Annotated in this window: 26 protein-coding genes; 13 read left to right on the top strand and 13 right to left on the bottom strand. The window is 57.6% G+C overall.

From position 1 onward, the window contains the following. Positions 1 to 39: 39 nt before the first annotated feature. From hmeg3_RS07955 to hmeg3_RS25145, 4 genes are read right to left on the bottom strand one after another with little or no spacing between them, the layout of a single operon-like run. The gene (locus tag hmeg3_RS07955) at positions 40 to 975 is read right to left on the bottom strand and encodes a metal ABC transporter substrate-binding protein (protein WP_094563263.1); all 936 of its coding nucleotides are present in this window, start codon (positions 973 to 975) and stop codon (positions 40 to 42) included. A gap of 19 nt (positions 976 to 994) precedes the next feature. Continuing rightward, entirely contained in the window at positions 995 to 1,876 is an 882-nt protein-coding gene (locus hmeg3_RS07950; RefSeq protein WP_094563262.1) for a metal ABC transporter permease, read from the bottom strand. Beyond that, entirely contained in the window at positions 1,873 to 2,652 is a 780-nt protein-coding gene (gene aztA / locus hmeg3_RS07945) for a zinc ABC transporter ATP-binding protein AztA (protein ID WP_094563261.1), read from the bottom strand. Before aztA ends, hmeg3_RS07950 begins: the two co-directional genes overlap by 4 nt. 2 nt (positions 2,653 to 2,654) lie before the next feature. Further along, positions 2,655 to 2,780 carry a hypothetical protein gene (locus hmeg3_RS25145; RefSeq protein ID WP_255407556.1) on the bottom strand — a complete coding sequence of 42 codons (126 nt, stop codon included), beginning with the start codon at positions 2,778 to 2,780 and terminating at the stop codon, positions 2,655 to 2,657. Positions 2,781 to 3,028: 248 nt separating this feature from the next. On the opposite strand from hmeg3_RS25145, the gene hmeg3_RS07940 reads away from it, so the two are divergent. From hmeg3_RS07940 to hmeg3_RS07925, 4 genes are read left to right on the top strand one after another with little or no spacing between them, the layout of a single operon-like run. Next, positions 3,029 to 3,595 (top strand): DUF2796 domain-containing protein, encoded by a 567-nt coding sequence (locus tag hmeg3_RS07940; protein ID WP_094563260.1) that lies wholly within the window; start codon positions 3,029 to 3,031, stop codon positions 3,593 to 3,595. Between the two features lie 17 nt (positions 3,596 to 3,612). Then, positions 3,613 to 4,323, top strand: a complete 711-nt coding sequence (locus tag hmeg3_RS07935; protein WP_094563259.1) for an ABC transporter ATP-binding protein — start codon at positions 3,613 to 3,615, stop codon at positions 4,321 to 4,323. Then, positions 4,320 to 5,582, top strand: a complete 1,263-nt coding sequence (locus hmeg3_RS07930; protein WP_094563258.1) for an ABC transporter permease — start codon at positions 4,320 to 4,322, stop codon at positions 5,580 to 5,582. Before hmeg3_RS07935 ends, hmeg3_RS07930 begins: the two co-directional genes overlap by 4 nt. A 31-nt stretch (positions 5,583 to 5,613) precedes the next feature. After that, on the top strand, positions 5,614 to 6,375 hold the full coding sequence (locus hmeg3_RS07925; protein WP_094563257.1) for a DUF3299 domain-containing protein: 762 nt from the start codon (positions 5,614 to 5,616) through the stop codon (positions 6,373 to 6,375). A 684-nt stretch (positions 6,376 to 7,059) separates the two neighbouring features. Here the strand turns inward: hmeg3_RS07925 and hmeg3_RS07915 are convergent. The 8 genes from hmeg3_RS07915 to hmeg3_RS07880 all read right to left on the bottom strand — a co-directional run bounded on the left by hmeg3_RS07915 (position 7,060) and on the right by hmeg3_RS07880 (position 12,753). Further along, positions 7,060 to 7,707: a DUF2026 family protein gene (locus hmeg3_RS07915; RefSeq protein WP_094563255.1), complete on the bottom strand. Its 648-nt coding sequence runs from the start codon at positions 7,705 to 7,707 to the stop codon at positions 7,060 to 7,062. Positions 7,708 to 7,810: 103 nt separating this feature from the next. Beyond that, positions 7,811 to 8,092 (bottom strand): hypothetical protein, encoded by a 282-nt coding sequence (locus tag hmeg3_RS07910; protein ID WP_094563254.1) that lies wholly within the window; start codon positions 8,090 to 8,092, stop codon positions 7,811 to 7,813. Positions 8,093 to 8,501: 409 nt separating this feature from the next. Further along, positions 8,502 to 8,873 carry a hypothetical protein gene (locus hmeg3_RS07905; protein ID WP_094563253.1) on the bottom strand — a complete coding sequence of 124 codons (372 nt, stop codon included), beginning with the start codon at positions 8,871 to 8,873 and terminating at the stop codon, positions 8,502 to 8,504. Between the two features lie 462 nt (positions 8,874 to 9,335). Next, a complete protein-coding gene (locus tag hmeg3_RS07900; RefSeq protein WP_094563252.1) occupies positions 9,336 to 9,947 on the bottom strand; it encodes a hypothetical protein in 612 nt (203 codons plus the stop codon). 624 nt (positions 9,948 to 10,571) lie between these two features. Next, complete coding sequence (locus hmeg3_RS07895; RefSeq protein WP_094563251.1) at positions 10,572 to 10,844, bottom strand: hypothetical protein; 273 nt, start codon at positions 10,842 to 10,844, stop codon at positions 10,572 to 10,574. Between the two features lie 237 nt (positions 10,845 to 11,081). Further along, a complete protein-coding gene (locus tag hmeg3_RS07890) occupies positions 11,082 to 11,402 on the bottom strand; it encodes a hypothetical protein (protein ID WP_094563250.1) in 321 nt (106 codons plus the stop codon). A 159-nt stretch (positions 11,403 to 11,561) separates the two neighbouring features. Further along, positions 11,562 to 12,218 carry a hypothetical protein gene (locus hmeg3_RS07885; protein ID WP_232511924.1) on the bottom strand — a complete coding sequence of 219 codons (657 nt, stop codon included), beginning with the start codon at positions 12,216 to 12,218 and terminating at the stop codon, positions 11,562 to 11,564. Positions 12,219 to 12,564: 346 nt separating this feature from the next. Next, positions 12,565 to 12,753 carry a hypothetical protein gene (locus hmeg3_RS07880; protein ID WP_094563248.1) on the bottom strand — a complete coding sequence of 63 codons (189 nt, stop codon included), beginning with the start codon at positions 12,751 to 12,753 and terminating at the stop codon, positions 12,565 to 12,567. A gap of 258 nt (positions 12,754 to 13,011) precedes the next feature. Between hmeg3_RS07880 and hmeg3_RS07875 the strand changes: the two genes are divergently transcribed. Next, entirely contained in the window at positions 13,012 to 14,163 is a 1,152-nt protein-coding gene (locus hmeg3_RS07875) for a glycerate kinase (RefSeq protein ID WP_094563247.1), read from the top strand. 188 nt (positions 14,164 to 14,351) lie between these two features. Here the strand turns inward: hmeg3_RS07875 and hmeg3_RS07870 are convergent, their stop codons facing one another. Next, positions 14,352 to 15,311 carry an LLM class flavin-dependent oxidoreductase gene (locus hmeg3_RS07870; protein ID WP_232511923.1) on the bottom strand — a complete coding sequence of 320 codons (960 nt, stop codon included), beginning with the start codon at positions 15,309 to 15,311 and terminating at the stop codon, positions 14,352 to 14,354. A 734-nt stretch (positions 15,312 to 16,045) separates the two neighbouring features. Here hmeg3_RS07870 and hmeg3_RS07865 point away from each other — a divergent pair. Genes hmeg3_RS07865 through hmeg3_RS07830 form a run of 8 tightly spaced genes read left to right on the top strand, consistent with a single transcriptional unit; the run spans position 16,046 to position 26,601 of the window. Then, positions 16,046 to 16,855, top strand: coding sequence for an SLBB domain-containing protein (locus hmeg3_RS07865; protein WP_232511922.1), 810 nt, complete (start codon positions 16,046 to 16,048; stop codon positions 16,853 to 16,855). A 20-nt stretch (positions 16,856 to 16,875) separates the two neighbouring features. Next, on the top strand, positions 16,876 to 18,258 hold the full coding sequence (locus hmeg3_RS07860; protein WP_094563245.1) for a Wzz/FepE/Etk N-terminal domain-containing protein: 1,383 nt from the start codon (positions 16,876 to 16,878) through the stop codon (positions 18,256 to 18,258). 7 nt (positions 18,259 to 18,265) lie between these two features. Next, entirely contained in the window at positions 18,266 to 19,222 is a 957-nt protein-coding gene (locus hmeg3_RS07855; protein WP_094563244.1) for a polysaccharide biosynthesis tyrosine autokinase, read from the top strand. After that, entirely contained in the window at positions 19,177 to 20,505 is a 1,329-nt protein-coding gene (locus hmeg3_RS07850; RefSeq protein ID WP_094563243.1) for a lipopolysaccharide biosynthesis protein, read from the top strand. The genes hmeg3_RS07855 and hmeg3_RS07850 overlap by 46 nt, the downstream gene beginning before the upstream one ends. Beyond that, entirely contained in the window at positions 20,502 to 21,428 is a 927-nt protein-coding gene (locus hmeg3_RS07845) for a glycosyltransferase family 2 protein (protein WP_094563242.1), read from the top strand. The genes hmeg3_RS07850 and hmeg3_RS07845 overlap by 4 nt, the downstream gene beginning before the upstream one ends. Next, the gene (locus tag hmeg3_RS07840; RefSeq protein WP_094563241.1) at positions 21,412 to 22,824 is read left to right on the top strand and encodes an O-antigen ligase; all 1,413 of its coding nucleotides are present in this window, start codon (positions 21,412 to 21,414) and stop codon (positions 22,822 to 22,824) included. The genes hmeg3_RS07845 and hmeg3_RS07840 overlap by 17 nt, the downstream gene beginning before the upstream one ends. Beyond that, the gene (locus hmeg3_RS07835; RefSeq protein WP_094563240.1) at positions 22,821 to 25,199 is read left to right on the top strand and encodes a cellulase family glycosylhydrolase; all 2,379 of its coding nucleotides are present in this window, start codon (positions 22,821 to 22,823) and stop codon (positions 25,197 to 25,199) included. Before hmeg3_RS07840 ends, hmeg3_RS07835 begins: the two co-directional genes overlap by 4 nt. Then, positions 25,192 to 26,601 (top strand): hypothetical protein, encoded by a 1,410-nt coding sequence (locus tag hmeg3_RS07830; RefSeq protein WP_232511921.1) that lies wholly within the window; start codon positions 25,192 to 25,194, stop codon positions 26,599 to 26,601. The genes hmeg3_RS07835 and hmeg3_RS07830 overlap by 8 nt, the downstream gene beginning before the upstream one ends. Positions 26,602 to 26,613 lie beyond the last annotated feature (12 nt).

The following is a 26,613-nucleotide window of genomic DNA, read 5'->3' as shown; positions in this document are numbered from 1 at the left end:
TGCCCCGCGCATTCCGCCCATTCATGAAATCAATTCAACCTAGTTCAATTTCATCTGCGCCAAGAGCTGCTCGATGTTGTAGCGCATCAGCTTCAGATACGTCGGCGCCGGGCCGTCCGCTTGCGACAGCGCGTCGGCATACAGCTTGCCGCCCAGCGTGACGCCGGCTTCTTTGCTGATCTGTTGCAGCAGCTTGGGGCTGCTCATGTTTTCGATGAAGACGGCGCGGATCTTTTCCTTGCGGATCTGACGAATCAGATTGGCGACTTCTTTTGCGCTCGGCTCGCTATCGGTCGACACGCCTTGCGGCGCCAGGAACTTGACCTGATAGTGCGCGCCGAAATATTCAAACGCATCATGCGAAGTGATCACCTTGCGCTTGGCCTCGGGAAACTGCGCAAACTGTTGGGTCGCCCAGCGATCCAGCTCGTTGAGCTTGGCGATGTAGGTGTCGCCGTTTTTCTGGTACACCGATGCACCGGACGGATCGAGCTTGCTCAGCGCAGCGACGATGTTGCGCGTATAGACGACGATGTTGGCGGGATTTTGCCAGGCGTGCGGGTCGTTCTTGCCGTGATGATGGTCATGTCCTTCGTGCCCGTCATGTGCATCATGTTCATCGCTGACGCGATCGCGCACGGCGATGCCGTTCGATGCGACCACGATGTCGCCGCGATAGTTGGCCGATTGCACGACGCGTTCCATCCAGCCTTCAAAACCAAGGCCGTTGATGACGACCAGTTTGGCGCGGGCGACCGACTTGATATGGTCAGGTGCAGGCTGAAACACGTGCGCGTCCTGATCGGGACCGACCAGCGTGGTCACGGCGATGCGATCACCACCGACATTGGCGACGATGTCGCCGAGGATGCTGAAGCTGGCGACAACCGGCAATTTGACGTCGGCTGCGGATGCAGAAGATACCTGGGCAAGCAGCACGGCTGCGCCCAACACGATGTGACGGAACAATTTCACGACGACTCCTGATAAGAAATTATGCGCGCAGATGTGGCCGGCGCAACATGCGCGGCAACCAGCCGCGCGGGGCAAAAATGAGAGACAAGAAATAGAAACCACCGGCACAGACGATAATCACCGGGCCGGACGGCACCGACGCGTAGTACGACAGCATCAGTCCGGCATAACCGGCGGCGGCAGCCTGCACGGTGCTGTTGACCAGTTGCGCAGGCAGCGTGTCATGCCATAACCGCGCCGACACTGCAGGCAGCATCATGAGACCGACTGCCATTAGCGTGCCAAGCGTCTGAAACGACGCCACCAGATTCAGCACCACCAGCATCAGAAACAGCTGCTGATAAATCGTGTTGCGCCCTCCGCTGGCGGCAAGATAAGACGGGTCGAAACTCTCCAGCAGCAGACCGCGATACAAACCCGCCATCAGCAGGACGCTCAGGCTGGACACACCTGCGACCAGCAGCAAACCTTCGGTATCGACGCCGAGCACGTTGCCGAACAGGATGTGCAGCAGATCGAGCTGGGTGCCGTGACCGGAAATCATGATCACGCCGAGCGCCAGCGCCACAACGTAGACGGCGGCAAGACTTGCGTCTTCCTTGAGTTCGGTGTGGCGGCTGATCCAGCCGGCCAATGCGACCACAATCACACCGGCGAGGAAACCGCCGATGCTCAGGGCAGGCAATGACAAACCGAAGAAGATGAAACCTGCGGCCACACCCGGCAACACTGCATGGCTCAAGGCTTCACCGAACAGGCTCATGCGGCGCAAGGTCAGCATCACGCCCAGCGGCGCGCTGCTGAGCGCCAGCGCCAGGGTCGCCACCAGTGCGCGGCGCATGAAGGCAAACTCCTGAAATGGCGCGATCGCAAATTGATAGAAATCGTGCAGCAGCATCATCGCGGCACTCCTTCACCATGCGCGGCATCAACAACGTCCACCGCATCTACCGCACAAAGCGGCGCATGCTCATCCACGGCTTCGGCCATGGAGCGCGCGCGATGCAGGTTTTCGTGGCATAGCACGGCTTCCGTCTCGCCCCAGGCGACGACATTGCGTGCCAGCAGCAAAGATTGCGGGAAAGCACGGCGCACCTGATCGTAATCGTGCAGTACAGCGATGACCGTGCGTTGCTCCGCATGCCAGGATTTGATGATGTGCAGCAGGTCGTTGGTAGTTTTGCTGTCGATGGCGCTGAAAGGCTCGTCCAGCAAAATCAGTTCGGCATCCTGCAGCAGAATGCGTGCAAACAAGACGCGTTGAAACTGCCCGACCGACAGACTGGCAATCGAGCGCTGCGCAAAACCATCAAGGCCGACAGCAGCCAAAGCGTCTTCCGCACGGCGTACCATGTCGCGGCTCATGCGACGGAACAGGCCGGCTTTCGACCAGTAGCCGAGCAGCACGCAGTCCAGCACAGAAATCGGGAAGCTGCGATCGATCTCAGCCTGTTGCGGCAAATAGGCGATACGGCTGGCGGCGGCATGTTTGACCACGCGGCCGCTGTTGCAGCGAACCAGGCCCATGATGCTTTTGAGCAGCGTGCTCTTACCGGCGCCATTGGGTCCGACGATGGCGGTCAGCGAGCCTTGTGCAAAATGACCGCTGACGTGATGCAGGGCCGGATGCCGGCGGTAGGTGACGGTCAGGTTTTCCAGAGAGATGGCGACGGACATGTTCAATCGCCTCCCAATGCCCACATGACGCCGAGCCACAGGATCAGGCACACCGGCGCGACCAGCAGCACACGTTGCCACCAGGGCAGCGCGAGGACGCTGGTTTGTTGAAAGTAGCGGGAAAGCATAGTCGTGGCGATATGTTTGTTAGTCGATTTGCTACGGTAACGCGCATTCAAGACGCTACGGAAAATGGCCGCAGGGAACCAAAATCACCGTTACAAATCTGTTTGCAACCGAGTTGCGAAACCGCAATTATAATGCAACATTGTTGCAAGATGTGACAAGCCTCGAAGAAATCCGACAATCCAGTCAAAATGCTGCCCGAGCCTTTCCCTTTGGAAATCCCGGCGGCTCACTTGAAGAAAGATCGCGCATGAATTTTCATACTCGTAAGCTCACAGCGGTGCTTGGTTCCGCCCTCCTGCTCTCCGTCGCCACACTGGCTGCCGCACACGAAGCTCACGTCCACGGCGTCGGCAAACTCGACGTTGCCCTCGACGGAAAGACGCTGTCGCTGCACCTGGATTCGCCGCTGGTCAACCTGATCGGTTTTGAGCATGCAGCCAGGAGCGCCAAGGACAAGCAAGCTGCGCAAGACATGGCCAGGACACTGCGCAATGCGGCAGCAGTATTCGTCACCACCCCGTCAGCAGAATGCAAGCTCAGTGGAGTCCAATTGGTGTCGGCCGCGATCGAACCCGCCTTGCTGGGTGAGGCTGCAGCGAAAAAACCGGCCGGCAAAGAGGATCATGACGGCCATGCCGATATGGACGCCGATTTCAGCTTTCAATGCACGTACCCGGAACGGCTGCAGCGTATCGACGTGAAACTGTTCGACGCCTTCAAGAGATTCAACAGCATTGACGTGCAACTGGTTACACCCAAGCGTCAGGGTGCCGCCAAGCTGACGCCGACGGCGGCAAGCATCACCATTCAATAATTGATCGAGCAACCCCTATGAGCGACGCTGCCATCGCACTGCGCGATATTTCTTTCACCTGGCCCGGCCAGAGGACGCCGACGCTGGCGCTGGATCAGTTCGATGTGCAAGCGCACGAACAAGTCTTCGTCAGCGGCCCCAGCGGCAGCGGCAAGAGCACGCTGCTGGCGATGATCGGCGGCATCGCCAGTCCGCAAAGCGGCAATGTCGCCATTCTCGGGCAAGCACTGGATGGTTTGCCGGCGTCAAAGCGCGACCGCTTTCGCGTCGATCATATTGGTTTCATCTTTCAACAATTCAATCTGATTCCTTATCTGTCGATTCTGGACAACGTGCTGCTGCCTTGTCAGTTCTCGGCGTATCGCCGTGAACGCGCGCTGGCGCAGGGGCAGGATTTGCATGCGGCGGCGCATTCGCTGCTGCGCAGTCTGGATCTGGCGCCAAACCTGTGGACACGCGCCGTGACGCAATTGTCCATCGGCCAGCAGCAACGCGTGGCGGCGGCGCGCGCCCTGATCGGCCGGCCTGAAATCGTAGTCGCCGACGAGCCGACTTCGGCGCTCGACAGCGACCGTCAACAAGCCTTTCTTGATCTCATTCAACATGAGTGCGAACAAGCCGGCGCCAGCCTGGTGTTCGTCAGCCATGATCAGCGCCTGGCCGAGCGCTTCCATCGCCGCATTGCGCTCAACGACATCAATCGTTGCGCCGTGGAGGAATCGGCATGAGTTTCCTCTTTCGACTTTCCGCGCGCAGCGCCTGGAATCGCCGCTTCACGCTGGGCCTGATGCTGCTGGCGATTGCCCTGTCGAGCGCCATGCTGCTGGGCATCGAACGCGTGCGTCACGAAGTGCGCGATGGTTTCTCGCAATCGGTGTCCGGCACCGATCTCGTGGTGGGTGCGCGCACCAGCCCGGTTCAGCTGATGCTGTATGCGATCTTCCGCATTGGCGGCGCGACCAACAACATGGGGTGGGACAGCGCGCAAAAATTGGCGAAAAATCCTGCGGTGAAATGGACGATTCCGCTGTCGCTGGGTGATTCGCATCGCGGCTTTCCGGTGCTGGCCACCAACGGCAATTATTTTGAACACTTCCATTATGGCGACGGACAGGCATTGAGTCTGAGCGAGGGCCGTCCCTTCAGCAGCGTGTTCGAAACCGTGATCGGCGCTGAAGTCGCGCAACGCCTGCACTACAAACTCGGTGACCGTATCGTGCTCAGCCACGGCATGGGCAGCCTGCATCTGACCGATCACGCCGACAAACCGTTCACGGTGGTCGGCATCCTGGCGCGCACCGGCACGCCGGTGGATCGCACCGTGCACATCGGCCTCGATGCCATGGAGGCCATCCATCTGGATTGGGAAGGCGGCGCGCCCATGCCCGGCCTGTCGATTGCACCTGCACTGGTGAAGAAATTCGACCTGACACCGAAGACCGTCACTGCGGTACTGGTCGGACTCAAGAATCGCGCCGCTGTATTCGGCGTGCAGCGCGACATCGCCGATGACAACAGCGAACCCTTGATGGCGGTGCTGCCGGGCGTGGCGCTGGATGAATTGTGGCAAGTCGTCGGCGTCGGCGAAAATGCGCTGCTGGTGGTCTCCGGCATGGTGGTGATCGTCGGCCTGGCGGGGCTGGTGTCGGCGATTCTCGCCAGCCTGGGAGAACGCCGTCGCGAGCTGGCCGTGCTGCGCTCGGTCGGTGCCCGCCCCGGCGATATTTTCCTGCTGCTGGCACTGGAAGGACTGGCAGTGATGTTGGCCGGCGTCATACTGGGCGTGGTTTTGCTGACGCTGGCGTTGTTTGCGCTGGGCCCCTTCCTCAGTGCGCAATTTGGCGTAACATTGCATCCGGCCCTGCCTGCTTCCGGTGAGTTGCAGTTGTTGCTATGGACCATCGTTGCCGGCTTTGTCGCCAGCCTGTTGCCGGGCTTGCGCGCATACCGCCTCAGTCTGGCGGATGGTCTGACCCCAAGAATTTAAGGTCACGTATTGAATACGTGAAAATGAAATCATGAAAAGTATTACCTGGATAGGCGGCATCGTTGCCGCGGGATTGCTGGTCGGTTATGGCGTCCACCTTGCTGCGACGCCGAAGGCCTCGGCTGCTGCCGCTGCTGCGACCGTTGCTGCGGCCGTCAATGCCGGTGCACCAATTGCCTCTGCCTCCTCTTCGGCTACGGTAGCGGCTGCTCCGGCAGGCACCGCACCGTATTCCGACAGCGCGCAATACAAGGTCGGTGATCATTTGCAGCAAAGTCCCGATCTGTCGAACAAGCCCTACAAGCCGTCCGGCAAAAACGACGGGGCCTTCCGCGAGATCGCCTGGGAATCCCTGATGCCGAAAGACTGGGATGCCATGGCGCCATTCAAGGGATTGAAGCTGGACAAGATGGAAGACGGCGACCCGCGCGCCATGGAAGCACTGTGGAAAGCCAAGAAGTATTGGAAGAATGCGCCTATCGATCCGAGCATGGATGGCGTATCGATCCGCATCCCCGGCTTTGTAGTGTCGCTGGAACGCGAAGGCGAAGCACTGAAGGAATTCTTGCTGGTACCCTACTTCGGCGCCTGCATCCACGTGCCGCCTCCCCCGGCCAACCAGATCATCCACGTCCACAGTAACAAGCCGGTCAAAAACATCCGCACCATGGACGCGGTATGGATCAACGGCGTGCTGAAGGTGGAGCATTCGGACACGATGATGGGCACGGCCGGCTACAGCCTGGCGTCGGTCAAGGTCGAGCCGTACACGGATCAGGCGCCTGCGCAGTAGATAGTTTCAATTCGGAATGTGGATATGCAGGCAAAGTTATCCCCACATTTTGGGAGCAAGCCTGTGGATAAGCGCTGGAGAAGTCGCTTAAGTGTTTGATAACAATCGAAATTTCAATTCGTTGTCATTCTTGAGCAAATTACGCACCCCGCGCCACCGGCTGACGAATCAGCAGGGAGGATGGCAGCTTCCAAAACGTGTGCGTACAGCCGGGTTACAACGCCACTATCCGGCATTGGCGACTCAAACCAACTCTCGCGGATCTTTGCTGCAAAATCGTTGAGGAAAAAAAACCTGCGATACTTTCGTATCGCAGGTGAATCTAAAGCAAGTTTAGAGGAGACAAGCGAGAGTGTATCGACGACGTATGACGGCTTCGTGACACTCTGAAACTGTTTCGCGCATTTTCGAATCAGCGGCAACCATAATGGGATAGTTGCTACTGTCATCAAGAAGTCACAAAGCCAGATTATCCTGTCTACTCTTTCGCGATACATGCAACCGATATGCATGATTGCAGGGTGTGCCGGACCAACCGTCCGGCGCACCATTTCCCCTTCTCATCGCTTTACTCCGCTACCCTGCTTTCCCCAAGAAGTACCTCTTACTGCTACTACCGACTGCCTCAACAACTGCTGCTCCAGCCACTTCCGCTTCCCTATTCGTTTGCATTGCAATACTTGCTTACCAAACGCCTGTAATCTGCAGACGGCTGAGCTTGATCTTTGTACCTTCGCCTTCCGCACCCTGCATGACCAGATCGGTACTGAGTTCTTTCGGCGGCTTTTGATACCACTCCATGCAGACCTGCGACAGATTGCTCAGGGCTGGCTTGCTCATGAACTGTTGCAACAATTCCTTCGTCAGCGCCAGATTCGGCTCCAGATAAAAGTCACCCGGCGCAGCCAGTGCATTGGGCGACGCAACGCTACGCGCCAGATCCTTTTGAAACATTTGCCGCGGCACTGCCATCGGGTGACCTGCCGACTCCAGCAACTCCTGGAATACCGGCGCCATCAGATCCAATACGTAACCGTCGCACTGTACCCAGCAATGAAATGCATCGCTGTTGCTATCAATCTTGTCGCCATCCAGCGTGCCGAATGACAAGGCACCGCTGCTATCTTCACTGATCAGGTAGAAAGCCGCACCGGCAACCGGAAAGGCATTCTTTTTATAAAATTTCTTCAATATCTGTGCCGCAGTGACGCTGAAGAAAAAACTTGCGGCCGGAATATTGGCGTCAACACTATCCAACACGGAGTGAATGACGCGAAAAATACGTTGATAATCCGCGAGCGGGATGAGGGGGCGAAGATTAGGTGATTTCATCCGCGTATTTTCTCATACCGCCTATCCGTTCATACCGTACACATCTGCATTCCTGTAGCAATTGCCGATTACCGGTCCGGCATCGCCGTTGTCAGGAGCAGCGTTATGCCGCTTCCGAACGGTGACATCCGTCGTTCTTGCCGTGCAGGAAGCAGGAACAATTCACCTCGTGATGTACCGAGCAGGCTGTCAGTTCACGCAGACGTTCCGTCTTGCCGTGGTCGACGGACAGCAGGCGCAGACGTTCGCGAGAGAGTTTGAGTTCACGCTTGTTCCATTCGCAATCGGCGCGGATGAAGAGGTACATCAGTACCAGACAAAAGCCGAGATATGTCATAAACATCAGGGCGATATCGTTGGGAACAGTGTCGACTATGAATTGCATGATGATCTCCGTTAGGTCAGTTTGCGATCAGATTTGCTGCCGGGCTGTTGCTTCGTCGCTGGCTTTGCAAACCGTCGTTCCATGGAGATCATCTTAGTCATGCAAGCGTGTGCAATCTATCGGGGAATTCCCTATGCCTGTGCGGCACTGCCGCTCTATGGAAAAAACAGGTGAAATTCGGAGAGAAGAAAGAGATGCAAGGCAGGCAGATTTTACTGCGGCCGCTTTAGCAGAAAAGCGACCGGAAAGTGCCGTCCAGATCGAATGGGATGGAATAAATTGGAGGGATTGCAGTCATCTGATCGAGGCAATAAATTACGTCGATTGCGTTGATTGCGTCGTCTGAAAAGCATGTGACAGCGCACATCCCTTTCAGCGAAAAATAGAGAAGACAAGAAAAAGATGAAAATCAGCGCGACTGCGACTGCGCGTCAATATCTGCCAGCGATTCGCGGCCACGCTGAGTGATCTCGAATTCCTTGCTGCCTTCTTTTTCCACGATGTGCCCTTTGCGGCCGAGGAAAATCGCAACGTCGGCGTCGACATGCGCATTCGGATCAAGGCTAAGTCCGCGTAACGCCTCAATGCAGCGGTAGATGAACAAGGTCTGCTTGCCCTTTTCCGTCAGCCCGAGGTGTCCGTCGCGGCTGTATTCCAGGAACTTGAGACCGGTCAGGCGCTTGGTATTGCGGGCGACGCAGGCGCTTGGACGGCCGCGGTGCTCCTTTCGGCTGACTTGGCCCAGGGCATCAAATTCGTCTTTCGTCAGATCGTCGCTCATTGCATTCTCCGTGTTGATTCAGGCAGATAGACAGTTTGCCAGAATGTCCGGGCCGCTATGTTAAGCGCACGTGCCGCCACAGGCAATGATAATCGGGCCGGAACACCCTGCAATGGCAGTGAATCTGTCTCTAGTTACCCACAATGCCTGTGAATAGATCTGTGGATAAGCTGTGGGGGAGCGCTTCAATGCCTTTCTGGGGGCGGCCTGACAACAGATTGATTATTTAATAAGCGTTGAATCAGCGCTCCTTGCCGGAAAAAAGGCAAAAAAAAACCCGCCAAGCCAATGCCGGGCGGGTTTAATCTCAAAAAACATCTTCCAGGAGGTTTGTTGAGGAGACGTTTTCACTGTATCGCAGAAAATCCGCCACGAAAACGATCAATATGTCATTCACTTATGCCTTCCCGGCATAAGGATGCGTATATCGGCTCATATTGCCCCCCGCCCCTCCCGTTCTGGTCACATCGGCGGCTTGACGCCATCCTTTTCCACGACAATACGCGCGGCGCTCCAATCGTCGCCGGCATGCGTGGCAACGACGAACACCGTCAGGCCTGGTTTAACGTCCTGCAAAGCAGCGGGAACAATCGTCACCACCGGCACATCTTTCGGCACGGTGATTTTGATGCTTTTACCTTGATAGACCAGATCCAGATCGCGTCCGGTATTGCCGGAAACGACCGCAGAGACCGTCGCATTGGTCATGCTGCTACCTGGCAGCAAATCCCAGTCGTAATGACCTTCGCCGGTGCCGCGCGCCTCTTCCGGGAACACCACGACCTCCAATGCCTGGATACTGCCGTTGGCGCCCGGCTTGCCGGCGGTGCCAATAAAACTACCCTGTTTGATCGCCGACAGATCCAGCGGCTTGACTGACGAGTAGCGCGTCGCATCGCTCAAATGCAACTTGAGGCTTTTGCCTTCGCGCGTTGTCACATCAATGTCTGATCCGCTGATGGCAGTTACAGTGCCACGGATTCGGCTGGGTGCGGCATTCTGCGCTTGCGACAATAACGGCAGGGCCAGCAGCGCGAAAGTGAACAACGACAACAATCTGGAGCGACGCGACATGACAATTCCTTGGATGAACAAAAAAATCAGTCTAGCACCGGGCCGAAAATGCCGCTGACGGCCGAGGGAACCCAGATTGATTGCCCATGCGCATCCTTCAAACAACAAAAAACTGGCAGTGGCTCCCTTTGAATGAAGAAATGAACGATCAGTAGCAGATCTTTCACCATCATCAAAAACAATCTTTCTATTTTCAACAATCGACAAAACTCACGAAAAAATGTCCGGATAAGAACGTTTTAAATTATTTTGAGAGTTAAAAATATCGATGCGATTTTCGCCAAATACAAATACTTAAAATATCTCGAATTAATTCGATGTTATTTGCGTGATGTTTTTGCAAGAATGGAATCAAGTCACTCGCATCCTCATCGGTTCTGAGTCACCTGATGCCTCTCCTTCTTCAGGTGCTCAATATTCATCGCAGAGAACGCGACTCTGCCTCGCAGGTTTTCGGGGGAGTGACGAGCTTGCCCGGTGCCGGTTTTCTGGTACCGGGCTTTTTTATTGTGCGCTCAAGACTTTGGCCCCAAGGTGATCACAGAATGAAAAAAGCAGCATCCGTTTCAAATCGAATGCTGCTTTTTTAATCTTCTCAAGGCCAGGCAAACGCCTGTACATACCTTATCCGAGACGCCAATTGGATCGATGGCGATAACGGGATTTCACAATATGCATATCGTCATTGGCTGCTTGCTCCTGCGGTGTACGACGGAAGACGTTTCTGCCTGCATTGGTGAGATTGAAAGCGCCGCCCAGATTGGGAATGCCCAAGCCTTTACTAATCACACTTTGCACCACACGACGCGGAATCACGCGAAAGTCTCCTTTGAATACGCTATACATCCAGCGCAGCTCTTCGCCGGTTAATTCGACATTTTTATCAACAGTTTTCATGATTTCCTCACGGCAAGTAACTTCATAGTAGCACAAACCGAGAAAAAGTGTAGATGCCTGAAATCCTTTACCAGCAAGGGATGCAAGACTTTCAACATGTCGTTTCCACATGTTTTCAAGAGGATGAAAATGGCAGATTTGGCGGATTTTCGCTACCGACAGACGCGTCTGCGAAGAAATACGCCGGAAAGATGGGAGTAAAGCTAAACGCTGAAGTCAGGTATCAGAGCCGGCGAATCAGGCTGCGCTGCCCTTGACGATGCCTTTGCCTGCATAACCGCGTCGGATGACATGCGCTGCGGCACGCTCTTCTGCTGTCAGATCCAGCATGTCCTGATAAACCAGTTGCAAGACTTCGGACGTTTCCACGCCGGGATGGGCTTGCATCTTTTCTTGTATGAGGCGCTCTGCCTGCTGCTGATTGCCGTCGCATACATCAACGATGAACTGTCGCTGCCGTTGCTCCAGCGTCTGCCGGATCGCGCCAGATGAGGCATATCTGGTGAACAGGCAGACGAGACCGCATAAAACCGCAAAAGCCCAGAGGAAACTGTTCATGAATGAACCCACAATTGGTTGAACGTCGAATGTTCAACATTATGTTTTTTTGCGGTGGGCGTTTATATAGGAAAATTCTCAAACACGTGCAGAGTTTAGACCGCCTGCGCGCTATCGTTCCTCAACTGAAACTAACGGCATGCGCACAATAGCGAGGATTTATCCGAAGAATTCACGCAGCAGGAAAGCCTGCAAACCTGCCGTGTCGGCCTGACGTGCAGAAAGCGAGACTACGCGGCCGAGCTTCGCCGATTCCCAGTTGAAATCGCCGGAATAGTATTTGCGAATCAGCGCGATCATGCTGTCGACGATCGCCTTTTCCACGTCACCGTTGGGACCGGCATCCACAGTAATGGTCTGCCGCTGACTGTTGCGAATATCGCTCGTCCAGCCACGGAATACGTATTGCGCCACGCGCGGCCCCTTGCTGACAATCTCAAACACGCCATTGGTGCCGCCGCTGGCTTTGCGCGCCTGAAAGGCGATATTGGCGCGCGCAATCTCGTTGGCTGACGGCCCCTGCTCTGCGGCGCGCGCCTCGGCGTTCTCGCGGGTAGCGGAGTCTTCTGCGGCACGGCGGCGTTCACGCGCGGCGTTGAGCATTGTGGACATATCCATTTCCGGCGGCGCCTGCGTAATGGCTGTAGGCGATGGCGGCGGTGCTTCGCGTGCCGGCACCCGTGCTGGACTCGGGCTAGGCTTGGCGCGGGCAATCTGTTTGGGCTGGGGCGAGGATTTCTTGACCGGCTTGGTCTTTTCCGGCGGCGTCGGTTGCTTGATAGCTGCCGGTGGCGGAGTGCTATGGACGAAAGTCACCTCAAGCGGTTCGTGTGAGGAGTTCGCCTGTACATTGATTTTTTGCAGGCTGGGCCGCAAAACAACGAACAGCAATACGTGAACCAGTATCGAAAGGCTGACGCCGACGATCGTCCTGTTACGCGTACGTGTTCTGGGAGTTGAGTGAGAGAGTGTCGTAAAAATCGTCATACCATGCAACAACAACGGACAGCATCCAATTTTTAGCGCCCATGATACCCGATGCAAGTCACCGGGCATCGGTTCTGGATCGATGATCCGCAATGCTACTGGCTTGGGAGAAAGAATGCAAACCTGCAGCCACCCTTAACATTGTTCTCAAGCATGATTTGGATGCTCATTGTTCCTAATGCCGCCACCGACCGCCGCCGCCTCGCCAACCGCCCCAATAGCCGCCACCGTAACCATAGTAGACGCTGGCGGACGGCACCACGTAGACAGGTGCTGGCGACGCATAATAAGGATAAGGATCGTAAGGCACGGCAACGCAGCCGCCCAGCATCAGCGCAGGAATGATCCACAATAAACGTTTCATAATGCCCTCGCAGCCGGAATTATTCTTTTTACATGATGCGATTCAATTTGCGCCTTTTCCAGTCCAATTACCTTTTGTTACCTTGGCCGCCATACCGATACATTGATAATGCCCATCCACTTCCACTATCGTGCCGCCACACAGATGCTTATATAATCAGCGCTCCATAAAAAATATTCCATCACCCGGAGACACCCGATCGCGAAAGGGCTGCGCCCCACGCGGTTGCGCTGCCCGCATCCCCGTCGACACTTATCCATGACTACTGCTTCCGCCCCTGTTGTTGTCATCGCCCCCGATTCATTCAAAGGTTCTCTGAGCGCCGAGCAAGTCGCGGAAGCGATTGGCGCAGGTGTCCTGGCCGCCGCGCCGGATGCCGTGATCCGCTTGTGTCCGATTGCCGATGGTGGCGAAGGGACGCTCGACGCGCTGCTCCATGCCGGTGGCGAAGTACGCCGCCTGCAAGTGCGTGGTGCGGCAGGCGCCATGCGTGAGGCAGCAACCGGCATCCTGAGCGATCGCAGCGCGGTCATCGAATCAGCAGAAATTGTTGGCCTGACCGATGCGACCGGCACGGCAGTAGCCGTGGAAGACCGTTCTACGCTCGGCATCGGCGACGCTTTGCTGGCGCTATTGGATAGCGGCGCACGGCGCTTCCTGATCGCTTTGGGGGGCAGCAGCACCAATGATGGCGGCATCGGCATGCTGGTTGCGCTGGGCTTGAAACTGCTGGATGCAGAAGGCAAGCAACTCGCCCCCGTACCGTCGCACCTGGGCAAACTGGCGCGTGTCGATGTCAGCGGCCTTGATCCGCGCCTGAAAGATATCCACATCGTCGCCATGTCCGATGTCGACAATCCGCTCTGCGGCGATGAAGGCGCGACCGCTATTTTCGGCCCGCAAAAAGGTGTCAAGCCGGAGCAGGTCAAACCGTTGGATGCCTTGCTCAGCCATTTTGCGACGCTCTTCGAGCAGGCCAGCGGCCGCAGTGAAGCCAACTCGCCCGGTGCCGGTGCTGCAGGCGGGCTGGGTTATGCGTTGTTGATGCTGGGCGCAGAATTTCAGTCCGGCGCACAAACCGTGGCCGACTATATCGGGCTCGACGCCGCGCTCAAAGATGCCGACTGGCTAATTACCGGCGAAGGCCGCAGCGACGTCCAGACTTTGCATGGAAAAGCGCCCTTCATCGCGGCACAACGTGCGCGTCTGGCCGGCGTAAAAACCTCGCTTCTGTCGGGCGGCATCGACCGCACGTCATTGCCTCAGTTGCAAACCAGCTTCTCGGGATGTTTTTCGATCGTTTTTGGCCCGACGACACTGAATGACGCCATCGGCAACGCGGCTGCGCTCCTGAAGGACAGCGCAGAGCAAATGACGCGACTGTGGCTGTCAGGGCGCGACAAATCCTGAACCGCGAGCGCCAACGGACACACTTTTCCACAGGTAAAAGTTACCCACAAAAACTGGGGGTAACTTTGTGGATAAAGTTGAGGAGTTCTCGCTATCCTTTTGATTTAAAAGAAATTTATCGACCTGATAAAAGTGGATGCATTTACGTGCACACGCTTCTTCATCATCAATACCGGCATTAAACCTGCTCAGGAAAGTCCGAACTGCTGCGCGATCAATTCATAGGATCGCTTGCGCGCCGCGTGCTCATGAATGATCGTCACAATCATGACCTCGTCCGCACCATAGGCGGCGGCCAACACTTCAATCTGTTCTTTTACCTTGGCCGGAGAACCCACCACGGCGCGTCGGCCGGACGGCAAGGTCGACGGCGGCAGATTGTACTCCTCGAAAAACTTCAGCGCTGTTTCCACTGACGGAATCTTGTCCAGACGCCGTCCGCTATGCATATGGATCAAGCGCATGCCGTAGCTGGTCGCCAACAGACGGGCTTCTTCATCGGTATCGGCGCAGATGACCTGCAAGGCTACACCCTGTCGCGGCGATGGGAAACGCGGTGACGGCACGAAGTCGCGCCGGTACCGTTCTGCGACCGGCTCGCCGGCGGCGTGGATAAAATCCGCAAACATGTATGGCAAACCCAGCTCGGCCGCCCAGATCCCGCTTTGCGCGGAGGAGCCCAGCATCCATGGCTGTATCAGCTCCGGACTCCCGGGCAAAGACGACAGGCGTGCAAACGGATGGTCCTCGGGCAACTCGTCCCACAAGTAGCCCAGCAGCTCATTCAACTGCTCCGGAAAATCATCTTGAGGACGCTGACGCCGGTCACGCTGCAAGGCAGACGCGGTCAACGAATCGCTTCCCGGCGCACGCCCCAGCCCCAGGTCAATGCGGCCCGGATACAAGCCGCTGAGCATGCTGAACGATTCCGCGACCTTTAACGGGCTGTAATGCGGCAGCATGACCCCGCCACTGCCCAGGCGCAGACGTGATGTCGCTGCCGCGATGGGGCCGATCAACACTTCAGGACTGGCGCATGCCAGAGAGGTGGTGCCGTGATGCTCCGCGACCCAATACCGGTAGTAACCGAGACGATCCGCCAGCGTCGCCAGATCGATGGCATTTTTCAATGCCTGTGCGCCGGACATCCCCTCCGAAACGGGCGCCTGGTCAAGGACACTGATGCGAAGAGAGCCCGAGGCGGAGGCGAAATCAAATGAATCAACTGAGTCAGCTAACTCAGTTGAATTGGCAATGGAAACGGACATGGCGATATTGAGCAACGATTAATCCGGCAAGGATAGACGAATTCGCCAAAGCCGTTTTTCCGTGCCCGATTTTGCCGTAACGCTACACCGTCGCCAATCCAGGGCAGACTTAAAGGTCCGGCGTAATCTTCATGCAACATTGAATTGATATCGTGCAATTTATATGCTTAACTGGCCCCATAGCTGATGCTTATGCCATTTCCCTGTTCAGTTCAACGAACTAACATGCGCAGATGAGATTCATCGGCTGACAATAAAAACAGGTAAAATTTCCTAAGCGGAAACATTTATCAATCTCGTGACTCAAACTGTAAAGATTTGTAGCCTGATTAGAATTACTTCAAAACGTGCGTATTTTCGATTAAGATGCACGAATTAAGTTGTCATATTTACAAAACTTTGCCTCACTGATTCACGTTTGCTGCTCCGGCAGCACTCCGTATAGCGCAAATGGCAGATCGCAAGTTGCAGCAGGTCGCAGATCGTTTTGTAATCAGTCTTGGGAGTCAAGTTTGCGTCGATTAGTCCGTTCTCTTTTTGCTGTCATCGCTATCCTGATGTGTATTTCTGCATTCGCGCAGGTACCTACGGATCCGACCAAAACCGGTGAAGTGATGTCCGCCCCGCCCGGCACGCTGTCTACGCTGGCGCTCCCCTCTTCTACAGTAACCAATACGCGCGTCGGCTCTGGTGACGTCTTGCGGGTGACCGTATTCGGCCAACCCGACCTGTCGGCGGAAGTCGGCGTCAATGATAAAGGCATGCTGACCTTGCCGCTGATCGGCGGCGTTGATGTCACAGGGCTGACGACGAGTGAAATTTCGGCGCGCGTCGCTGATGCGCTGCGCAAGGGCCAATATCTGCGCAACCCGGAAGTGTCGGTTGAAGTCGTCCAACTGCGCAGCCAAATGGTTTCGGTACTCGGCGAAGTCAGCCGTCCGGGCCGCTATCCGATCCCCGGCCATATGAGCGTGCTGGAGTTGCTGGCGACTGCCGGTGGCCTGACTGCACAAGCGGATCAGACCGTCACACTGCTGCGCCGCAAGGCGGATAACAGCAACGCCGGTGGAACAAACAGTACAGAAAGCGACGTCCGCATCCCCATCCTGCTGGGCGAAACCAAGGCTACCGAACGCAGCCCGCTGGACGTAGAGCTCAACAGCGGCGACGTCGTCTACGTCAACAAGAAGAAACTCTTTTACATCCATGGCGAAGTCAATCGCCCCGGCGCCTATCCGATGGAACAGGACATGAACGTCATGCGCGCCATTTCCCTCGGCGGCGGTATGACCCAGCGTGCATCCCAACGCCGCATCTATATCAATAGGGAAATGCCTGACAAGGCAGCACAGGAAATCAAGGCAAAATTGACCGATCCGGTCTTGCCCGGCGACGTTGTGTATGTCAACGAAAGTCTATTCTGAACAAACATCAAGGTTATAACGTGAATTTGCAGGCTCCCGAAACCGGTTTATCGTCCAAACAGCTCGCGTCGATGATCTCGGCGCGCCGCAGCACGATATTCAAGACGCTGCTGGCGACCATGGCGGTGACGATCGTCGTCACCCTGCTGCTGCCAAAAACATATACGGCCTCGTCCGACGTCTTCCTTGACTACAAGGGCAACGATCCGATCAACGGACGCCTGTTCTCGCCAATGATGGACGAGAGCTACATGCAAACCCAGCTCGACATGATCAAGAGCCAGGCGGTTGCTGAAAAAGTCATCGATGCACTCGATCTGGAACGCACCGCGGCCTATCACGAAGCCGTCGAACGCAGCGGCGAAGCGCGTGCCCACTCGCAACTGGTCAAACGTATCAACGACAACACAATGGTCGTGACACGCCGTTCCAGCCGCGTGATCGAAGTCGAATACGCCGCTGGAACGGCCGAGCAATCGCGTGATCTCGCCAACGCCGTCGTACGCGCCTATATCGATCTCAACCAGCAGATCTCTTCCGCCTCGGCACGTGCGCGCCGCGAGCAGTACAACGCCCAGCTGGAACATCTGCGCAAGGAAGCCGATTCCATCCAGCAAAAGCTGACCCAATATCAGCAAGAAGTCGGCATCCTCGATCCGAACGAACGCAACGACTTGCAATCGCGCCAACTGGGCGATCTGATGACCTCGTTGATCACTGTGCAGAACCAGCAGCAGGAAGCACAAGCCCGCAAGAACGCCACCGATAGCCTGGTGCGCGGCGGCATGCGCATCGACGAATTGCCGGAGGTCGCGCAACGCCCCAATATCAACGATCTGAAGTCCAAACTCAGCGACGTCAACAAACGTCTGTCCGATGTGCAAGACGTGCTCGGCCCCCGCCATCCGAAGACGCTGGCGCTGATCAGTGAGCGCGACGATATTTCGGCACGCATCGCCCACGAAGCGCGCAGCTCGCTGGACGCTCAGCAAATCGATACACGCCGTCTGGCTCTGCAGGAGCAAGCCCTCCAAAAAGAGGTCGATACCCAACGCGCCAAACTGCTTGAACAGAAACAACATCGCGACATCATCACGTCCTACCAGCGCCAGCTCGACAGCGTCGAGCGCGTCTACAACACCGCCTTGGCAAAGTACGACGAAATTCTTATGGCCAGCAACATCAACACCTTCGACCTGACGGTTCTGCGCGTGGCGGAAGTGCCGAGCACGCATTCCAAGCCGCTGCTGATGCAGAATATCGCTGCCAGCATTCTGGTCGGTCTGGCGCTCGGCTTCTGCCTGGCGCTGCTGTATGAGCTCGGCCAACGCCGCGTGCGCTGCGAAGACGATCTGGTGCGCGGCCTTCATCTCCCGTTAATCGGCCATATCGGCATCCGCTAAGACTGTAATGACCATGGCAACTGAAACGACATCGACCAGCGCCGCAACTGCCGACAAGATGGGCTCCCGCTTCGTGGAAGCGGGCCTGCTGACCGAGGCACAGGTCGCGCGCGTCGTCGAGCTGCAAAACTCGGCCAACATCCGCTTCGGCGAAGCTGCCGTGCGCCTCGGCCTGCTGACCGAGCAAAACGTGCAGGCGGTACTGTCCGAACAGTTCAACTACGCGACCGCGCTGGTATCGACGGAAGGCTTGGACAAGTCGCTTGACATTGCATTGGCGCCATTCGGCATGGAAGCAGAGGCAATCCGCCAGATTCGCGCCGAGCTGTCGATTCGCCTGAGCGATCAGGAAAAGATTTCGCTGGCCATCGTCAGCACTGCAGAAGGCGAAGGCAAGTCTTATCTGGCCGCTAGTCTCGCCCTGGCCTTTTCGCAAATGGGCAAGCGCACCCTGCTGATTGATGCGGACATGCGCTCACCAAAACAACATCTCTTGTTCGGCGTCGAGAACAAAACCGGCTTGTCGACCATGCTGGCCGGCCGTACCGAGATCTCCGCCGGCGGCCTGGCCGAAGGTTTTCCGCATCTGCATATTCTCAACGCCGGCCCCAAGCCGCCGAATCCACTGGAAATCCTGCTGCAACCGGCGCTGAGCAAGCTGATGCTGCAACTGGCCAATGACTTCGATGTGTTCATTGTCGACACGCCGGCGGCGCAAACCTCGTCCGATGCGCAGACCATTTCGCAACAGGTCGGCATGTGCCTGCTGGTGGCGCGACAGCACCACTCCCGCCTTGACGACCTGCGTCAGACAGAAGCGCAAATGAAGACCGCAGGGGCGCAAATCATCGGCACGGTCTACAACCAATTCGCCGAAGAAGACAAGTTCGACCAGCTCGAAGGCAAGGGCAAGAAACTATGGCACCGTCTGCGCAAATGGCTGAGCAGCCCACTCAACAGGTAGGCGGCGTCAGCAGCAAGAAGCTGCTCACGCATTCGCTGGCGTCTCTGCTCGACCAGGCTCTGCTGAGCGGGCTCAACTTTGCGCTGGGGCTGGTGCTGATCCGTCTGGCCACCAAGGAATCCTATGGTGTCTATTCGCAGATGTATGTCGCCGGCATCTTTGCCTCCACCGTCATCGAAGCGCTGATCACCGGACCGCTGACCACCATCGCCCCCGGCAAATCGGTTGCCGAACGGGCGCGCCTGACGACGCTGCTGCTACGTTTTCAATGGCAGCTCAGCATTGGCCTCGCGGTCTTGTTCGGCGTCGGCAGCGGTGTCGTGGCAAGCATCACCAACATCGACACCCATCCGGTCTGGCTCGGTGCTGCCTTCGCCATCTACATTCTGGCCAACGCCCAACGCGAATACCATCGCAGCATCAGTTTCATCGAAGCCCGTCCTCGCCGCGTGCTGCATACCGATATCGCCTATGCCCTCGGTGTGGTGGTCGGCGTCGGCGTCCTATTGCTGGTTGGTTACCTGACCGTACCGGCGATCCTGCTGGTGCTTGGCCTGGCGAACATCGTCGGCATGTGGCGCAGCACTGACCACGAATGGACGTCGCCCTCCTCCCCAGCCATCATGCCTGCTGAAGAAAAAACAGAGTACCGCGCCGCCGTCAGCGAAGTCATGCAGCGCGGACGCTGGGCCTTGCCGGGTGCGTTGGTGGCGTGGGCCACCAATTACAGTTACCTGTATCTGGCGGCGGCCGTACTCGGCGTTGCGGCTTCGGCCGATCTGAACGCCTCGCGCCTGCTGCTGATGCCGATCTCACTGTCGGTGCTGGCGTGGTCACGCGTAGCGCGGCCGATGGTCAGCCGTCTGTTTGCGGCACGGGACTGGAAACATCTGGATCGCCTCGCCTGGGCCTCGGTTGCCGGTATCGAAATCGTCACGATCGTCTACGTGATCGCACTCTGGCTGGCCCTGCCATGGTTGCAAGCTCACGTGCTGGGCGCCAAATATCACGGACTGGAACCGATGGTGCTGGCCTGGGGCGGCTACTTCGCCATCAATGCGGCACGCTGGATCGGCTCTTCCTGGCTGACCAGCAATGACCAATACAAACTGCTGCTGTTAAGCGGCATCGCCTGCCTGGTCATCATGCTGATTTCCGCAGCAGTATTCATCCCCTTGTATGGCACCTGGGGCGCAATCCTTTCGCTGATCATCGTGGAAGTCTTCGACCTGCTGCTGATCTGGGCAGTCTTCCTCCCCATGTTAAGGCGCCGGCAAACATGAGCGCCCCCATCGATATCAGCATCTGCATCTGCACCTTCCGCCGTCCGGAACTGCTGGATCAGTTGCTGGCTGCGTTAACGGAACAGTCCTGCGATGCCCTGCGCATCGAAGTCGTGGTGGTGGACAACGACCCGGCCGGTTCGGCAGCCTCCGTCCTGCGCGACTGGCAGGCGCACTTCCCCATGCCGTTGCATGCCCGGCATGAAAGCACGCCCAACATCGCCAAGGCGCGCAACGCGGCCGTGCATACGGCGCAGGGAGAATGGGTGCTGTTCATCGATGACGACGAAGCACCCGATCCTGACTGGATCCGCCACATGGTCGCCACGCAACGCCTGTACGACGCCGACGCGGTATTTGCCCCCGTGCTGCCGCGTTACCGCGACGACACGCCGGCATGGATACGCAGCGGTGATTTCTTTAATCGCCGCCGCTTCGCCACCGGCACCGTCATCACGACCAAAGACGCCCGCACCGGTAACGTATTGATCCGGCGCAGCAAGTTGATGGCCGTTCCGGGCCCTTTCGATGCCGCCTTTGGCCGCACCGGTGCGGAAGACACCATGCTGTTTCGCGACATGTTGACGCACGGCGCCAAGTTCGTCTGGTGCGACGAAGCCACCGTCAGCGAGGAAGTCCCGGCTCAACGCGCCAACCTGAACTGGCTGCTGCGTCGCTCTTACCGGCTCGGGCAGACCTACGTCTTGTCGGAAATCGCCCGCCTGCATGGCATGCAACGCCTCGCGCGTGCGACTCAGCTGGGCCTGCGTGCACTGGCGCAACTGCTGATTGCTGCCGGTGTGACATTGGCGGCACTTCCTTTTTCCCGGCTCATGTCGATCCGCTGGCTGCGTACTACGCTGGCGCAGTGCGGCAAATTAAGCGCCCTCGCGGGCCATCGTTATCATGAATACGGCAACTGACCAATTGGACGCAGCGCGTCCCACACAGGGACTGCAGGAACCACAGGAACAATCGTCGATTGCCGGCAAGATCGATCCGTTTCTCGTGCGCCTGCTGATCGTCATGAGCATGACCTTCTCGTTGCTGCCACCGGGCTTCAACTGGGGCAATACCGATCCGCAAGGCAGCTATGCCGAAGGCTCGCTGATCTTTCAGATGGAGTTCGGCTCGGTGTTTCTGATCGGTGCCTGGCTGGCGTGGCGCAATCGCGGCTGGAGCCTGCGCCATGTGCTGCATCTCAACCCGCTGTTGATCGCCATCATCCTGTACTGCCTGATGACGATTTTGTGGTCGCCCTATCCTGTGGTCACACTCAAGCGCAGCGTCCAGCTGATCGGTCTGACGCTGGTAGGCATCGCGATCTCGCCGCCAATCGGCGGCAAGCATCAATTGATTCGCACCATGCTCGGCACGCTGATGACCTTGATGGCATGTTCGTTTGTGGTCTCGCTGGTACTGCCGCGCATCGGCGTGGACTACGAACTGGGCGGAGCCTGGCGCGGCATCCTGACGCAAAAGAATACGCTGGGCGCGATCTCCGGCTTGTGTGTGGTGTTGTGGATCAAGGAAAGTCTGGGAACCACTTTCCCGCGTTCAATCTGCTATTTCGGGATCCTGTTCAGTCTGTTCATGCTGGTGATGGCCAAAAGCAGTACGGCGATTCTGGTGGCCACGCTGGGTACCGGCATTTATCTGCTGATCCGCCGCCGTTATCTGACCGGCGAATTCGACGGCCGTCGGCTGACGATCAGTCTTGCGGTCATCCTCCTGCTCGGCTTCCACATCTTCTACGTCGTCAACGGTCGCCTGCCTGAATGGAACGAGCTGTTCGCTCCCTTCGGCGCGCTGTTCAACAAGAGCACCGACCTCACCGGCCGTACCGACATCTGGCGCCTGGTGTTGCTGGAGGTGCAGCGCCATCCGGTATTCGGCATCGGTTACGGCGCATTCTGGCTGGGCGAAGGCAGCCCGTCACAGATGATCATCAATGCGCTGCACTGGATTCCGCTGCAGGCACATAACGGCTACCTCGATATCCTCAACGAGCTCGGGATCGTGGGTCTGGTCATCATGGCCGGCGTGTTTGTTTTCCACATCCGCAACCTGATCAAGCTCACGCGTATTGACCGTGAAGAGGCTGCCATCCACTGGGCCATGCTGATTCTGATTCTGATCAGCAATCTCTCGGAGAGCGAAGTGTTTCGCGGTGTGCTGTTCCAGAATATTTTCTTCATCTATTCCTCGACGGCGATTTCTGCGCGGCTGACCTTGCATCGCATGGAGCAAACCGCGCTGGTAAAGCAAACCGAACAGAATCTGCAACCCGACAATCTGTCACGTGGAGTCGCACCATGAGCAAGGCCACGCCTCTGCGCACCCTCACGCTGGCGGCGGGTTATTTGTCGCTGTCGGTGCTGTCGTTACCGATCGCCGCGCAGACGACACCGACCGCCTTCACCCTCGGCGACAACGGCATCGCGTATTTCAATTTCGCGATCGATGAAGACAAATTGAGCGGTGCACCCGATCGCTCCGCCATGAACCAGCCGCTGGACGCCGGATCGCGCATCTTCGTACGCAACGGCCATTTCTACCGCGTCGGCCCCGACAATCGCCCGAACACCGCCGACGACACGCGTGTGCGCCTGTACGGCATCAACCTGAGCTTCGCCACCAATTTCCCTAACGATGCGGATGCGGTGCGTCTGGCGCAACGCCTGCGCAAGCTGGGCATCAATGCTGTGCGCCTGCATCACATGGACAGCAGTCCCGGCACCCAGGACAATCCACCGCGCAGCCTGCTGACGCCGGGGCCTTATCCGACATTCAATCCGGTGGCGGTGAGCCGCCTGCGCAACTTCATCAATGCGCTGAAGCAGCAAGGTATTTACGTGAACCTCAACCTGCATGTCGGCTACCGGTTCCGTCCCGCTATCGACCAATTGCCGCCGCTGGACGGCAAGGCCGAAGCGACACAGCTCGGTGCGCCGACTCACGTCTATTACCCGCGCATGGTGGCACTGCAGGAAGAATACGCGCGCCAGTTGATCCGCGCGCTCGGCTTGCGCAACAACGCCGCGCTGGCAATGGTGGAAATCAACAACGAATCGTCGCTGCTGGCTGCCTGGCAACGCCGCGAATGGAGCGACGCCGTTCCCAAGGCTTACGAGGCCGAACTGCGCAAGCAATGGCAAGAATGGCTGATCAAGCGCTACGGCTCGACCGCCAAAGCTTGTGCGACCTGGAATACCTGTGTCTCGGCCAACTCTGTCGTACCGCTGCTGACACCGACCGACGCCTCGCAAATCGGCCAATGGCGCGACCGCCTTGATGGCAAGTTCAAATCGCTGACTGAAAAGGTATTGGGCCCGGCCGATCCCGGCACACCTAATACTTCCGGCGCAGCGCTGCGCGTACGTGACTTTTTGCTGTTCCTGGCGGATACCGACCGCGCTTACTTCAATCGCCTGCGCCAGGTCGTGCAAAGTGAAACCGATACGCTGGTGCCGGTCACCGGTACGCAGATGGGTTACGGCGGCGTGCTCAATTTCGATTCGCAGGCCCAGATGGATTACATCGATGAACACTTTTATATCGACCATCCCGACTTTCCCGGCCCCGCCTGGGATCGCAACGACTGGCGCATCCACAACAGCTCGGCCAGCGATGGCGAACTGAACCGCTTGCTGGCCCTGTCTTTGCGCCGCGACATCCGCAAACCCTTCGTCGTCAGCGAATACAATCAACCCTTCCCCAACAAGCAAAGCAGCGAGATTCAGCCGCTGATGGCCGCCATCGGCGCCGCGCAGGATTGGGACGGCCTGTTCTTTTTTGACTATCTCGATGGCGACAACTGGGCTATCACTCCCTCTGCCTTTACGCTCAGCGGCGACTGGGGCAAATATGCCGCCACAGGACAAAGCGCCATGCTGTTTCGCAATGGACTGGTCGGGACACTGCCGAAACAGACCGTGATTCCGTTCAGTGCGGAAGCGCGTGCGGCAGTCGCGGCCGTGCGTGATCCAAGCGCCTTCGAGACACATCTGTCAGTGCGCTACGGCGTCACACCGGAACTGGCGACACAAGCCCGTCTTGGCATGGATCTGACCGGCGCCGGCAAGCTCGACAAGCAAACACCGCCGACAGCGCCGTTGCGGGCGGCCAATGGTGAATTCGAATTTGAAGCGCAACAGCGCACTATTCAGCTGCGCACGCCACAGGCACGCGGCTTCTTCGGCTTTCTGATGAAGCGCCGTGTCGGCGACGACAATGCGGCCATCGAGTTGCTAGGCAAGAGCCGCGGCTTTACCGGCGTGCTGCTGACGGCCCTGGATAATCGTCCTCTGGCCTCGTCGCGGCAAATTCTGATCTCGGCCTCAAGCGCAGTCACCGGCAACCAACCAGGATCCGTGCCGCCGCGTCCGAAAGAATTGATCCGCTACAAGAGCGACGCCAAATGGTGGACGCTGGAGCAAGATGCCGGCATGAACAACAAGCCGTCCGGCCCGCGCGATGTGGAAGGCCCCGTCTGGATGGAACGCAATGAGGCGCGCATCAGCCTGCGCACGCAAGCCAGGCGCATCAGCGTCTATCCGCTGGACGGCAACGGAAAACGCCTGGCTGCGCTCGATGGCAACCGCGCCAGCCTTAATAACGGTGTAGCCACTATCCATATCCAGGCTGACATCGCGCAGGCCAGCCCTTGGTACGAGGTCATCGCCGATGAATAAAATCATGCAATCGGCAGGTATAACGCTCCGGCAATCCGCGCTGACACGTTTCGGCATGACGGCTTGCGCGGCGCTCGGCATGTCACTGTCGCTGATGTCTGCCCCGGCGCATGCCACAGCCGAATACGCGCTACAAAGCGGCGTAAGCTGGTATCGCATCGATAACCCATTCATGTTTCCCAGCAACAGCGACAACAAGCTGAAGACTTCAGACTCGGCCTGGTCGACGGATATTCGCGGCGCGCTGTTCTTGCCGCTGCCGACGGAGCGAACCAATCTGCAGCTGACTGCGTCAGTGTCGCAGATGCACTATGGCAGTACGTTCGGCAACTACACCGATCTCAACGGCAACGGCCCCTACAACCTGAACCAGGCCAAGAAGCAATTTGAAGGGATCTACAACTGGGAATTCAGCGACCTGCTGCGCGGACGCATACGCCATCGCACCGACGATCGCCTGTACAACTATTTCGGCGGCGAAATTGCGCCGAGCACCACGACGCCGCCGCGAGGCATCTCCAACGTCGAGCCGGAGTTTCCGCATATCCGCGAAGACAATGTCGAGGTCGCCTATCGCGTCACCAACCGCTTCGACGTGCCATTGACCTGGACGCAGCAAACCCTGAGCTACATGATTCCTGGCCGGGTCGAGATGTACAACATGAACAGCAACGCCATTCAGGCGGCGATCCGCTACACGGCAGGCACCAAGTCGACGCTGTCGGCGGGCGTACGCCGCAACCGGGTCGGATTTCCCAACAGGACAGCGCAAGACATCGCCGACTTCGACTCAGGCTATACGGATACCGAGTTCTTTACCGATGTGGCCTGGCGCTATACCGAGAACACCGTCTTCATCGCCCATATCGGCTCGATCGCACGCCACTTCAACACGCTGCCCAATCGCGACAGCCGTCTGGTCTCGGGCGAACTGGGAATCGACTGGCACTATTCGGCCAAGACGACTTTCTACGGGCGCATCTGGGATCGCCCGCAAGCCAATGATGAAGCCGACAGCCGTCTCTACGTGATTACCCGCGGCATCCAGGGCCGCGCGGTATGGCAGGCCACGCCAAAAACACGCGTATCGCTGCTGGCCTCGCTGGAATCGCAAAAGTCACAAAACTTTGCGACATCTCAAATCAGCACGCCGACCAGCGGCGACGATCAGTTGTTGCGCCTGGGCTTCCGCTACGATTACGACATCACGCGCCGGCTGGCCCTGCGCGTTGATGCGATGCGCGAGCAAACCACCTCCAAATCGGGCGGCAACATCGACTATCGGCGCAGCACCGTACAAGTCAGTCTGAACTACACTTTCGACAATGTCACCGGGCCGTTCAACTTCGACAATCAGCAAGGCTACAACCGCGCGCGTCAACAAATTGAGGATCTGCGATGAGCACGAGCCCAA

Origin of the sequence: Herbaspirillum sp. meg3 (assembly GCF_002257565.1) — a bacterium.
Lineage (GTDB): Bacteria > Pseudomonadota > Gammaproteobacteria > Burkholderiales > Burkholderiaceae_D > Herbaspirillum.
Note: the sequence above shows the minus strand (reverse complement) of the source record. Positions and strands in the feature narration are given on the sequence as shown.

Excerpts from the sequence above, each read along its gene's own strand:
- hmeg3_RS07950 (WP_094563262.1), bottom strand. The coding sequence starts at position 1,876 with ATGATGCTGCTGCACGATTTCTATCAATTTGCGATCGCGCCATTTCAG.
- aztA (WP_094563261.1), bottom strand. The coding sequence starts at position 2,652 with ATGTCCGTCGCCATCTCTCTGGAAAACCTGACCGTCACCTACCGCCGG.
- hmeg3_RS25145 (WP_255407556.1), bottom strand. The coding sequence starts at position 2,780 with ATGCTTTCCCGCTACTTTCAACAAACCAGCGTCCTCGCGCTGCCCTGG.
- hmeg3_RS07940 (WP_094563260.1), top strand. The coding sequence starts at position 3,029 with ATGAATTTTCATACTCGTAAGCTCACAGCGGTGCTTGGTTCCGCCCTC.
- hmeg3_RS07935 (WP_094563259.1), top strand. The coding sequence starts at position 3,613 with ATGAGCGACGCTGCCATCGCACTGCGCGATATTTCTTTCACCTGGCCC.
- hmeg3_RS07930 (WP_094563258.1), top strand. The coding sequence starts at position 4,320 with ATGAGTTTCCTCTTTCGACTTTCCGCGCGCAGCGCCTGGAATCGCCGC.
- hmeg3_RS07925 (WP_094563257.1), top strand. The coding sequence starts at position 5,614 with ATGAAAAGTATTACCTGGATAGGCGGCATCGTTGCCGCGGGATTGCTG.
- hmeg3_RS07915 (WP_094563255.1), bottom strand. The coding sequence starts at position 7,707 with ATGAAATCACCTAATCTTCGCCCCCTCATCCCGCTCGCGGATTATCAA.
- hmeg3_RS07910 (WP_094563254.1), bottom strand. The coding sequence starts at position 8,092 with ATGCAATTCATAGTCGACACTGTTCCCAACGATATCGCCCTGATGTTT.
- hmeg3_RS07905 (WP_094563253.1), bottom strand. The coding sequence starts at position 8,873 with ATGAGCGACGATCTGACGAAAGACGAATTTGATGCCCTGGGCCAAGTC.
- hmeg3_RS07900 (WP_094563252.1), bottom strand. The coding sequence starts at position 9,947 with ATGTCGCGTCGCTCCAGATTGTTGTCGTTGTTCACTTTCGCGCTGCTG.
- hmeg3_RS07895 (WP_094563251.1), bottom strand. The coding sequence starts at position 10,844 with ATGAAAACTGTTGATAAAAATGTCGAATTAACCGGCGAAGAGCTGCGC.
- hmeg3_RS07890 (WP_094563250.1), bottom strand. The coding sequence starts at position 11,402 with ATGAACAGTTTCCTCTGGGCTTTTGCGGTTTTATGCGGTCTCGTCTGC.
- hmeg3_RS07880 (WP_094563248.1), bottom strand. The coding sequence starts at position 12,753 with ATGAAACGTTTATTGTGGATCATTCCTGCGCTGATGCTGGGCGGCTGC.
- hmeg3_RS07875 (WP_094563247.1), top strand. The coding sequence starts at position 13,012 with ATGACTACTGCTTCCGCCCCTGTTGTTGTCATCGCCCCCGATTCATTC.
- hmeg3_RS07870 (WP_232511923.1), bottom strand. The coding sequence starts at position 15,311 with ATGTCCGGCGCACAGGCATTGAAAAATGCCATCGATCTGGCGACGCTG.
- hmeg3_RS07865 (WP_232511922.1), top strand. The coding sequence starts at position 16,046 with ATGTCCGCCCCGCCCGGCACGCTGTCTACGCTGGCGCTCCCCTCTTCT.
- hmeg3_RS07855 (WP_094563244.1), top strand. The coding sequence starts at position 18,266 with ATGACCATGGCAACTGAAACGACATCGACCAGCGCCGCAACTGCCGAC.
- hmeg3_RS07850 (WP_094563243.1), top strand. The coding sequence starts at position 19,177 with ATGGCACCGTCTGCGCAAATGGCTGAGCAGCCCACTCAACAGGTAGGC.
- hmeg3_RS07845 (WP_094563242.1), top strand. The coding sequence starts at position 20,502 with ATGAGCGCCCCCATCGATATCAGCATCTGCATCTGCACCTTCCGCCGT.
- hmeg3_RS07840 (WP_094563241.1), top strand. The coding sequence starts at position 21,412 with ATGAATACGGCAACTGACCAATTGGACGCAGCGCGTCCCACACAGGGA.
- hmeg3_RS07835 (WP_094563240.1), top strand. The coding sequence starts at position 22,821 with ATGAGCAAGGCCACGCCTCTGCGCACCCTCACGCTGGCGGCGGGTTAT.
- hmeg3_RS07830 (WP_232511921.1), top strand. The coding sequence starts at position 25,192 with ATGAATAAAATCATGCAATCGGCAGGTATAACGCTCCGGCAATCCGCG.